We start from the raw sequence: 10,243 nt of genomic DNA, 5'->3' as shown, positions 1-10,243 counted from the left end.
AACTCAAAAGTTTATCGATTTAAATTGGTTAATTAATAAATATAATAAAGTTAAACTAAACGTTTAACCTGCTCTTAAAATGTATAGCGATAATTAATAAATACACGGTGCTGGTCCCAATCTTTTCGAGACATACCATTTATTTTTTCACCTAGGTTTGCATTTTCAAACTTAGACTCATAATGCAAAAATGAATAACGCACATCTAAGTTTTTCACCCACGGCAAGGCATAACTCACCGTAAAGTCAAAATAACGCTCTTTACCCTCAATATCACTGCTAATGTTACTTTGGTGAGCACCAAAGCCATAAATATACTTCGCCTCGGTTTTTAAACCTTTGACATAGTCTTTCCAGTTATATTTCAGCCGAAGGGCAACGGCGGTTTCATCGTTATTGGTAAAGTCGGGGCCAATGGTCGCAGAAGTCGGAAACGGATTAGTGCCGTGGTCTTGCGTCAAAACCGAGTTGCGGGCGGAGTGCACGGCAAAGTTATCTTCAATCCAAAAACCATCAAACTTTGAAACGGCAATGCCGCCTTCAATGTTATTTTTGGCCACATTTACATCGACAAAATAACCATTGCCACTGTTGTTAATGTCTTGGCCTTTGACACAGTCCAGCTCGGACTCGGCACCACATTTAAACAGCTTGCCATCATCACGCGAGAAAAAAGCACCTGTGTTAAATGTCCACACCAAGCCATGCAAGGGCAATTTATATTGAGCAATCGCCCCGTACTTTTTTAAATAATCTTTGCTATTTAAATATTCGGCATTCACGCTCCAGTTTTTGTACTGATACTTGCCACCAAGCAAACCGACATAATCAATTCGCTCGTCATTCTCAGTCACAAACTTTTCAAAAGAGTCCATGCTGCGCGGTTTCCAGCGGTCATAGTAGGCTATATAAGTCTGTAGCTGATCATTCAGTTGAAACTGCCCACTCGCACCTGAAAAAGTGTCAGGCACCGCGCGGTTATTGGTACTTTTAAGTAACAGAGAGTCTTGCAACTGACGGCCTAACTTAATTTCGCCTTTGTCACCGAGTTTTGCTTTGAGGTAGAGCTGTCCTAAAGTCGCAAAGTTTTGGTCGAGCTTGCCGTTATTTTCGACCTCTAAAAGCTGAGCACTAGGCTTGCCAGAGTCAAATAACTTGGTGACTGCATAGAGTGAGCTATCTACCCCAAGCCAGTTCCACAAGTAAGGTGACTGATAATTTAACTCAAGCCCTAAAGCACTTTGCTCATATTCATTCGACGAAGGTGAAGGGTTGGCAAGCGTGGGGTGGGCGGTGCCTTCATCGTTCCAGTAACGGGTGTTGAGTTTTAATTCTAACTTGCCAAATTCTTGAGGAAGTTCTGCATAAGCGTTGCTCACACTGCCTAAACCAATACAGCCCCATAGCAAATATTTATTCATTTTAAATTCCTTTTTTAAGCATGAATAAGCCCTTTGCCTAACGCTGGGTTAGGCAAGCTTTTTATGAAATGGATGAATTAAGGAGAGAGTTTTTCGAGCACTTGGCCTTTGGTTTCAATGGCAAACAAGAAGGTCACAAGGCCACCAATCAGCGCCACAACGGCAAGCACACTAAACACATATTGAATGCCGTAACCACCAACCACAAGGCCCACCATAACAGGCCCAATCGCAGAGCCGGCACGGAGCCAAGCGGTACTAAATCCAATGCCCATCGCACGTAGGCGAGTAGGGTAAAGTTCGGCAGCGTAGAGGTATAAAGAGAATGAAATCGTCTGCAAAATGGCATAGCTAATTGTTGCGAAAATTACCACTTCCATCGCCGATTTTGCGCCTAAAACCGAGAGGCTCATGAGTGGAATAATTGCTAAGAAAAACGCTGCACTGTACCAAGGGCGGCGGCCGACTTTATCAATCATTAATGCACAGATAATAGAGGCAATCACACCCACGCCCGACGTAATCCAGCCATAACCTAAACTGGTTTGAAGTGACAGGCCAAAGTGTTGTTTGTAGAGAGATGGCAGCCAAGTCACCATGGCATTGTTCACCATATACACGCAAAACCACATGCCCCACAGTGTAAAGGTACGTTTGCGGTAAATGCCACGGAACAGCTCACGCCAGTCGGTTTTTGCCATGCCTTGCGGGTTAATTTCTTTAACCACAGGTTCAGCCAAAGTTTTACCGCTTTTGATGGCACCGTATTCAAAGCTTTTGACGACTTTATCTGCTTCTTTAAAACGGCCTTTGGAAGCAAGCCAGCGTGGTGACTCAGGCAAGAAAAACCGTAAAGGAATCACCAGTAAAGATGGAACTAGGCCCACAATAAACATGACTTTCCAGCCGTAAATGGGCATCAGAAAAAATGCTGCCATGCCTGCAAACATAAGACCGAGTGGGAATAAAACTTCATAGAGCAAGAAAAACTTACCGCGCTTTTCTGCACCAATAAACTCATTAATATAGGCACTCGCGACAGGTACTTCACCACCTGTTCCAATACCTTGTAAGAAACGGAAAATTAACAGTGACATTCCGCTCCACGCAAACAGACAAGAAATGTCCATTGCCACAAACAGTAAAATGGTAAAAGACAGTACTTTTAAACGACCGACTTTTTCGGCAAGTGAACCAAAAAAGATGGCACCGACCAGTTGCCCGACATAGCCCGCAGCAATGATCGCACCGACATAGGCAGGCGTCAGGTGCCATTCGGTAATGAGTTGGGGTAAAGCAAAGGCAATCGCAAGAACAGTATAGGCGTCAAAAAAGGTCGCTATACCAATGGTAATTCGCATAAATTGCAAACGTCCGGTGACTGGTAGCCGTTCAAGTCTTGCAATAATTTCCGCATTTTTTTGATGATGACTAATTGGTTCTACATCCGCTAGATTTGTCATCTTCTATCTCCTTATGACTACATTCCTCGTAGTTTTTTTGTTCTATTTCGCACTACCTGTTCACCACAGTTTGCATGCTTTTTATTATTATTTTTAAGTGACATGCCCGATGTTTGGCCTCAGGCAGCGTACAGGAAAAAAAGGCTAGCGTACATGCTAGCCCGAATAGAATTTAAGCAACGGCTTGGGTTAAATCGACCTTGCCAATTCCGGCTTGACGCATCGCATCATGAATTTCTTGCTCAGCACCATCTGCCAGTGGAAGCAATGGCGAACGCACAGTGGCATGGTCCAAAATTCCGCGAGCAACCAATGCATGTTTAAGTGCTACCGTGCCTTCCATGTGTGAACCACGGTGATAAACATTGCGAGTCACTGGTAAAAGTTGATCGTGAAGTGCACGTGCTTTGGCGTAATCTTTGGCTTTACCTGCTTTAATCATTTCAATTAAAAGCTCAGGGGCAATGTTGCCATAACCAACCAAAGCGCCGTCTACATCAAACATGGTGTGAAGCAAATATTCATCGTGGCACGTCAAAATCTGTAAGTCTGGACGTTCACGGCGAATAATTGGAATTTCGACATCCCAACGGCGCATGTTACGCACACCATTTTTCATGGCAAACACGCCTGGCTGTGCAGAAATATCGAGTAGGGTGTCTAGGTCGTAAGTGGCCTTCGTTGCGTCTGGGTATTGGAATAAAATAGATGGCAAACCACTTTCTTCATAAATCGCTTTATAGCGGTCTTGTGGTGCGCCTTTTTGATAGCCAAAACGCAACCAACCATGTGAAGGGTAAATTAAACCTGCCGAAGCACCAGCGCTGACTGCACGTTTTGCTTCTTCTGCTGCAACCGAAGTACCTTCGAGCGTAATCCCAGCGATTACGGGAATTTTGTCATCTACCGATTTAACAAAGCTTTCGATGACCTGCATTTGTTCTTTTTGCGACAAGAATGTTCCTTCACCTGCATGCCCAAGAACAACCAAGCCTTTCACACCATCAATACTGCCTAACCATGAACCTAAACGTTGAATTGCATTATGGTCTACTTGTCCGTCACGGGTAAAAGGAGTCACAGGTGCTGGGGTTAATCCACGTAAATCTAAACTCATAATCGTACTTCCTATACAGTGTAATTAAATATTCTCTGGTTCTTAATCTGACTTAAATCGTGTTGTAGAGAACATGATTGGAGTATAGAAATAGGTGAGCTATGTAGGAATTACCAATTCTTGAATTTCAGTTATACTGAAAATGTATAGCTCAAAATACTGCCTATTTACGATTTAGGAAGAATCGATGAATTATGAATTATGGAAAATATTTTTAGATGCGGTGGAACTCGGTAGCTTAAGTAAAGTCGCCATGCTGCATAACACCAACCAACCGCAAATCAGTCGGCAAATGAACGAACTTGAGGCCCAATGTGGCGGTCGTTTGTTTAACCGAACTGGACGCGGCGTCGAACTCACCGATTTAGGCCAGCATTTACTTCCTAAAATTCGTTCATGGCTGAACGTGACCGACCAACTTAATAATGAAATTTTGCACTCAACCGATACACCGATAGGTACGGTTCGTATTGCTAGTTTGCCGTCTACTGCACATCCGTTGTTATCGACTCTGTATAAAGTGCTTCAAGAGAAATATCCCTTAATTAAGCTGTCGGTGCGTGAAGGGCAAGGCGTGCATTTAGAAAAATGGCTTGAAGATGGCAGTGTCGATTTAGCCATACTTTATCGGTTTAACCCAACGCCTAAACAGGGCGATGTTTACCTTACCGAAGCTGATACTTACTTGGTCGGCTGTGAAGGAGATGCGCTCACTCAGGCCAATGAAGTCGAATTTAAAAAGGTAAGTCAGTTACCACTGGTCACGTTTTGTAGGCCAAGTAACTGGCGGAACTTTTTAGACCACATGGCTTATGAAAATGGGGTAGAACTAAATATTGTGTTTGAAGCGGACTCGATTAGTTTACAAACGCATTTGGTTTCCGAGTCTCGCATGTATACCATGCTGGGGCCACAAGCGTTAAAGAAGGCTAGCCAATACACCTCAATTCAAGCTGCAAAAATTATTAATCCCGCACTCAAGCGTTATATTTCTTTGTCTATTTCTAAACATGGCTATTTAACGCCTGCGTGTAAGGCGGTGATGGAAGAAATTAGGAATTTGGCCGATTTACTTTGAGAAAAGTGCAGTAAAGCGAGCGGGCAATTAATTTAATTTATTAAACAGTGATTTAAGTTTTACTTGAATTATTGCTTGACTTATTTAAATGATAATTATTATCATTTGTGGGTTCCTTGTTTTGAGTCCAATTGCTGTGAACAAAACTTCTTTGCTTGTAGATCAGTTATATAGAAGTCACCAAAGCTGGCTTCACCAATGGTTGAGACAAAAATTAGGTAATACTGATCAGGCCGCAGATCTGGTTCAGGACACATTTATTAAACTGCTACAAACCCGAGACGAGCTATTCGGCATTAAGGAACCGCGCGCCTATTTGACGTCGATTGCTAAAAACCTGCTGATTGACCAAGTACGCCGTAAACGCATTGAACAGGCTTATTTAGATGGCTTGAGTCAAATGGAATATATGCTTGAAGCGGTGGCTTCACCCGAAGACCAGATGCAAATTATTCAAGCGATTAACCAGCTTTGCAAAGCACTAGAAGGGGTTTCTGAAAAAGCACAGCAAGCTTTTATTTTGCATTATCTCGAAGGCTATACCCATAAAGAAATTGCCGAGCGTTTAAATGTATCGACCAAAATGATTCAAAAATATTTGGCGAGCTGTTTAATTCAGTGCTACCAAAACCGACAAGACATGGACGCTTGCATTTAAATGGCCATGGATAAAAGCAAACATCACCAACTGGTTGAAGAAGCCGCGCATTGGATTGTTCAACTGAGTTCGGATGATGAAAGCTCACGAAAAACTGCCAAGCAAAAATTTGAAGAGTGGAAAAAAACCAGTGAGCAACATCGCCAAGTGGCTGCCGATATTGAACAGTGTATTGGTTCAATTCAAAAACTTTCCCAAACCAGCGGACATAAAAAAGTCACCAAGGTTGCTCTTAAAGCTGGCCTAAGCTCAGGCAAAGCCTATAAACATTTGCGCGCAGGAACAGCTTTTGCTGTTGTGTTTGTTGCCATGACTGGGGCGTTATTTTATTTAACCGATACTACAGTGGCCTATGTGACTGCCGATATTCAAGGGCAATCGGGGCAGTGGACTACGCAAACCTTGCCAGACGGTTCACGTTTAATTTTACGTGGCAAAAGTGCAGTTAATCTTGATTTTAAAACCCACCAGCGAGTGGTTGAGTTGGTGCAAGGTCAAATTTATGTCGATGTTGCCAAAGATAAAACTAGACCGTTTTTGGTCAAAACCAGTCATGGGCAAATTCAGGCACTTGGCACAGCTTTTAGCGTTAGTTATGACCCTTCGGCAACCGAACTCAACATGTTGCACTCAAAGGTAAAAGTAGAAGCGACACAGATTAAAACGAGCCAATTGCATGCGACTCGCCAGGCCATTGTTGAAGCAGGGCAAGCTATTAAAATAGACCAAAATGGCGTACAAAAATTGCCTGCATTGAATGTTTATAACGAACAACAAAAATGGCAAAAGCATCAACTCATGGTAGAAAACCTGCCGCTGAATCAAGTGCTACAAGAGCTAGACCGTAACTACAAAGGCAAAATTATTTTTAATGATGCGGCACTGCAACATGTGCGGGTCAATGCTGTATTGCCTTTAGACCAAACCACAGAATCGCTTAAGCTTTTGGTTACGGTTTTTCCAAACCTGAAAATTAAACAAATCACGCCGTTTGTGGTCATGGTTTCTTTAAAATAATAAAAAATTAAATTTATTTTCGTTTTTAGGTTCCACTTTTTTGAAAGTCGTTCGTCATAGTAAGTAGAAGCAATAAATATGGATCATTTTAATCTGTTGGATTGAATGATTCTTATTACGATTTACTGGGGCGGGGCAAATGAAAAAAGTGGGAACGGGGCAAAAGCGGAATCGATCGATTTTTCGATTCTCAACATTGGCGTTTGCCATACATGCTGTGTCGATGGGGGGGCTTGTTACGCTACCTATGCAGCAGGCCTATGCAGAAACAGCTGGAGTTAAAAGCTATAACATTCCTGCTGGTCGCCTTGCTAACGTATTGAATCAGTTTGCCGAACAATCGGGTACTTCAATTGCAATGGATGCTCAGCAACTCCAAGGGTTACATAGCCTAGGCTTAAAAGGCAATTTTGTTGTTGAGCAAGGTTTTGAGCAGCTTTTAAAAGCAACCGAATTTAATGCTGTAAAGGTTGGGCAGGGCTACACACTCAGCAAAAAATCTACACCTCGGGTAAGTTCATCTAAGGTTCAGGCCGCTAGCCTGCCGCCAAGTAGTGCCGTAATTGAAGAAGATGCATCGGTACGACTTACGCCAATTGTGGTGTACGGCAAAGAAGACCGTGACACAGAAGGCTATAACAAAGTGTATGACGCAAACCGCTCTTCGGTCTATGCGGGCAAAGACTATGTCGAGCGCTTTAAGGGAACCAACCCAGCCGATGTTTTACAAGGCATGGTGGGAGTCTATAGTGGCGATGCCCGTAACAGTGGCGCACTCGACCCAAGTGTACGTGGTGTGCAGGGCGTTGGCCGTGTGCCTTTAACCATTGATGGTACCGAACAGTCAATTGCGGTATGGCGTGGTTACAACGGGGTAAACAACCGCAACTATATCGACCCCAATCTCATTGCGGGCATTGAAGTCATTAAAGGCCCATCTTTAGAGCGCAATACCACGACTTCTGTTGGCGGCGGTGTAGTCGTTAAAACGCTAGAGGCCGATGATATTGTTCGTCCGGGTAAGTCTTTTGGTGCCGAGTTAAAAGTAGAAGGTTCAACAAACTCAATCGATCCATCTTTGCCAGACATGAGTAAAGTAGGCCAAAACTACGATAACACAACGCCTTGGATCGATATGAATGGGGCCAAATATGACCCCGATATTTATAAAAAGAACCGGACCAGAAGTGATAACTCTCATTTTTCGGGCGATGACTTGGCGGGCCGACTGGCAATTGCCACCAAGCAAGATAAATTCGATTTACTGGCAGTTTATGCAGTACGTGAGCGCGGTAATTATTTTTCGGGGACACATGGCGCGGGCTACTATAAACGAGCGACGCCAGACAGTAGCCTCGACTTTATTCCTTACTTTGCCTATGCCTATCAACCGGGCGATGAAGTTCCCAACACTTCAAGCCATATGGAGTCGTGGTTATTAAAAGGGACCTATCGCCCAACAGATAACCAGACCCTTAAACTGACTTACCGAGATACCAAAAATATTTTTGGTGAAATTATGCCGTCTCGAATTGTTTGGGGCATTACGCCTGATTTGGGTGTTCCGCAGTGGCCTTTAAGCAATATTCACTCTAAAGCCTATAGTCTCGAATATAAATTTAAGCCTGAGAATAATCGCTGGATTGATTTTTATGCCAACATTTGGCAAACCGATACCGAAAGCCAGACATACACACGTGGTGGGTGGCCAACCACAATCGACTTTCGAGATAACACCATTATTAACACGGCGATAAGCCATTCTGACAATACGCGTAAAGGCATTACGGTCAGTAATAAAACTCGTTTGTTAGACCAGCTTGATTTGACGCTCGGTGGAAGTTTCTTAAAAGAAAAGCTGACGTCCGACGATATATATGGCGAATTTGGTCCAAGTTATTCGCTTTATCAGGCACTGCCACGGGCAGGGCGCCGTGAGGAAAAAACGTTCGACTTTAACTTTAATTATCGACCACTGTCTTGGTTAAGTTTTGATGCGGGTATGCGTTATCGCTCGTATTGGGCTGTTGATGACTTTTTAAATAAGTCTTTGCAGAGTGAGATTGACCCGAGTTTAAATCCGCTGTTTACCAAAAAAAGTAGGCTTAAAGAATATACCTTTGAATATCAAACCATGCCTGAGAGTTACACCTCGACTCAGCAGCGTTTAATCAATGTTTTAAAACAGCGCTATGCCTCAAAAAATCCTGAGTGGGATGGGCAGCTCGGCACTGTACCTGCATCAGAGAGCACGTTGTATAACATGATCTGGTCACAGAAAAATACGCTGAGCTGGAAAGCAGATGCAAATGGGCAATTGTCGCTTGCCGATAATCCTTTAAACCAACTCAATGCCTCTGGCCAAAAGTACGTCGTAACTGGCGGAAACTTTATGTCGGTGGTAGACCAAGTTCCGGTTGAGTCTGCCGACAAAGTTAAAGATAGCGGCTGGGCACCGCAGTTAGGCGCCTCAATTCATCTCACGCCAAACAGCAGAATCTATGCACGCTATGCAGAGGAATATCGCTTACCAAGTTTGTTTGAAAGCACTGTCGGTTTTTCTGCCATGTTGCCATATCAAGCAATCAAACCTGAACACGCTTTTAATTACGAAGTGGGTTATGTCTATGACATGCGTGATTGGTTCAGCACAGCGCGCAATGCCGACATTAAGCTCGCTTATTACTACAACAAAACCAAAAATGTGATTGAGCGTGACCAAAACCTTATTTTTACCAATATGGATGAGCAAAAACTATCAGGTCTAGAGTTACAAAGTCGTTTTGATAATGGTGGTTTTTTCACAGACTTGAGCGTGGCCTATAACTTAAAAAATGAAGTGTGTGACACCAATAGCGCCATTAACAAAATGATTTTAGGCGGTACGGTTCAAACCGAGCAGGGCCTTGCGTTCCGCGAACCGTATCAGCGTTGTGTCGATGACGGTTTCCCAAATGGCTACTTAGTAACAATGGCTACTCCTGAACTGAGTTTCCACGGTTTGCTTGGCGCACGCTTTTTTGATGAAAAGTTAGAGCTCGGTGCACGTGCAACATTCTATAAAGCTTATGAAAGCCCACTACGCAAAAACAATGATGCTAGTGTCAATAAAGGCTATTACCTCAATGTGCCTTTGGCTTGGGATGACACGTGGATTTTTGATGCCTATGCGCGTTATCAGGTCGATAACTACAACACGGTTGAATTTGTCGGCAGTAATCTTTCTAACCAGTTTTATATCGATCCTTTAACTCGTAGTGCCATGGCCGCACCTGGCCGAACGATGAAAATTAGTTGGACCACCAAATTTTAAACAGAATTTGATTCCCTCTACACATACATAAAAGGGGAGTCAGGTAACGGTAAATAATAATATTGAATGATTATTATTTACAAAAAAGACCGAGTAGGTTTGCAGCTGGGCCTACTCAATAAACTAAAAATAGCGAAATCGTTATTTTAAATTAAACAATAACTTAGTTTTAAAAA

7 protein-coding genes are annotated in these 10,243 nt (G+C 43.1%); 4 read left to right on the top strand and 3 right to left on the bottom strand.

The window, feature by feature from the left end; all coding sequences use genetic code 11:
* Positions 1–74 precede the first annotated feature (74 nt).
* The 3 genes from I7H67_RS01435 to I7H67_RS01425 form a co-directional block, all read right to left on the bottom strand.
* Positions 75–1,421 carry an OprD family outer membrane porin gene (locus I7H67_RS01435; protein ID WP_198306894.1) on the bottom strand — a complete coding sequence of 449 codons (1,347 nt, stop codon included), beginning with the start codon at positions 1,419–1,421 and terminating at the stop codon, positions 75–77.
* Positions 1,422–1,498: 77 nt separating this feature from the next.
* Positions 1,499–2,884 (bottom strand): MFS transporter, encoded by a 1,386-nt coding sequence (locus tag I7H67_RS01430; protein WP_198306893.1) that lies wholly within the window; start codon positions 2,882–2,884, stop codon positions 1,499–1,501.
* Positions 2,885–3,056: 172 nt separating this feature from the next.
* Positions 3,057–4,001 (bottom strand): dihydrodipicolinate synthase family protein, encoded by a 945-nt coding sequence (locus tag I7H67_RS01425; protein ID WP_192836569.1) that lies wholly within the window; start codon positions 3,999–4,001, stop codon positions 3,057–3,059.
* A 187-nt stretch (positions 4,002–4,188) separates the two neighbouring features.
* Between I7H67_RS01425 and I7H67_RS01420 the strand changes: the two genes are divergently transcribed.
* The 4 genes from I7H67_RS01420 to I7H67_RS01405 all read left to right on the top strand — a co-directional run bounded on the left by I7H67_RS01420 (position 4,189) and on the right by I7H67_RS01405 (position 10,067).
* The gene (locus tag I7H67_RS01420; RefSeq protein ID WP_086354988.1) at positions 4,189–5,079 is read left to right on the top strand and encodes a LysR family transcriptional regulator; all 891 of its coding nucleotides are present in this window, start codon (positions 4,189–4,191) and stop codon (positions 5,077–5,079) included.
* A 136-nt stretch (positions 5,080–5,215) separates the two neighbouring features.
* Complete coding sequence (locus tag I7H67_RS01415) at positions 5,216–5,737, top strand: sigma-70 family RNA polymerase sigma factor (protein WP_005303210.1); 522 nt, start codon at positions 5,216–5,218, stop codon at positions 5,735–5,737.
* The gene (locus I7H67_RS01410) at positions 5,738–6,754 is read left to right on the top strand and encodes a FecR family protein (RefSeq protein WP_198306892.1); all 1,017 of its coding nucleotides are present in this window, start codon (positions 5,738–5,740) and stop codon (positions 6,752–6,754) included.
* 139 nt (positions 6,755–6,893) lie between these two features.
* A complete protein-coding gene (locus I7H67_RS01405; RefSeq protein ID WP_320158866.1) occupies positions 6,894–10,067 on the top strand; it encodes a TonB-dependent receptor domain-containing protein in 3,174 nt (1,057 codons plus the stop codon).
* Positions 10,068–10,243: the final 176 nt, after the last annotated feature.

Source organism: Acinetobacter sp. ACIN00229 (assembly GCF_016106645.1).
In the GTDB taxonomy this organism is placed as follows: Bacteria; Pseudomonadota; Gammaproteobacteria; order Pseudomonadales; family Moraxellaceae; genus Acinetobacter; species Acinetobacter oleivorans.
The sequence above is the reverse complement of the archived record's forward strand: the minus strand, read 5'-3'. Positions and strand labels throughout refer to the sequence as shown.

Excerpts from the sequence above, each read along its gene's own strand:
- I7H67_RS01420 (WP_086354988.1), top strand. The coding sequence starts at position 4,189 with ATGAATTATGAATTATGGAAAATATTTTTAGATGCGGTGGAACTCGGT.
- I7H67_RS01405 (WP_320158866.1), top strand. The coding sequence starts at position 6,894 with ATGAAAAAAGTGGGAACGGGGCAAAAGCGGAATCGATCGATTTTTCGA.
- I7H67_RS01410 (WP_198306892.1), top strand. The coding sequence starts at position 5,738 with ATGGCCATGGATAAAAGCAAACATCACCAACTGGTTGAAGAAGCCGCG.
- I7H67_RS01425 (WP_192836569.1), bottom strand. The coding sequence starts at position 4,001 with ATGAGTTTAGATTTACGTGGATTAACCCCAGCACCTGTGACTCCTTTT.
- I7H67_RS01430 (WP_198306893.1), bottom strand. The coding sequence starts at position 2,884 with ATGACAAATCTAGCGGATGTAGAACCAATTAGTCATCATCAAAAAAAT.
- I7H67_RS01435 (WP_198306894.1), bottom strand. The coding sequence starts at position 1,421 with ATGAATAAATATTTGCTATGGGGCTGTATTGGTTTAGGCAGTGTGAGC.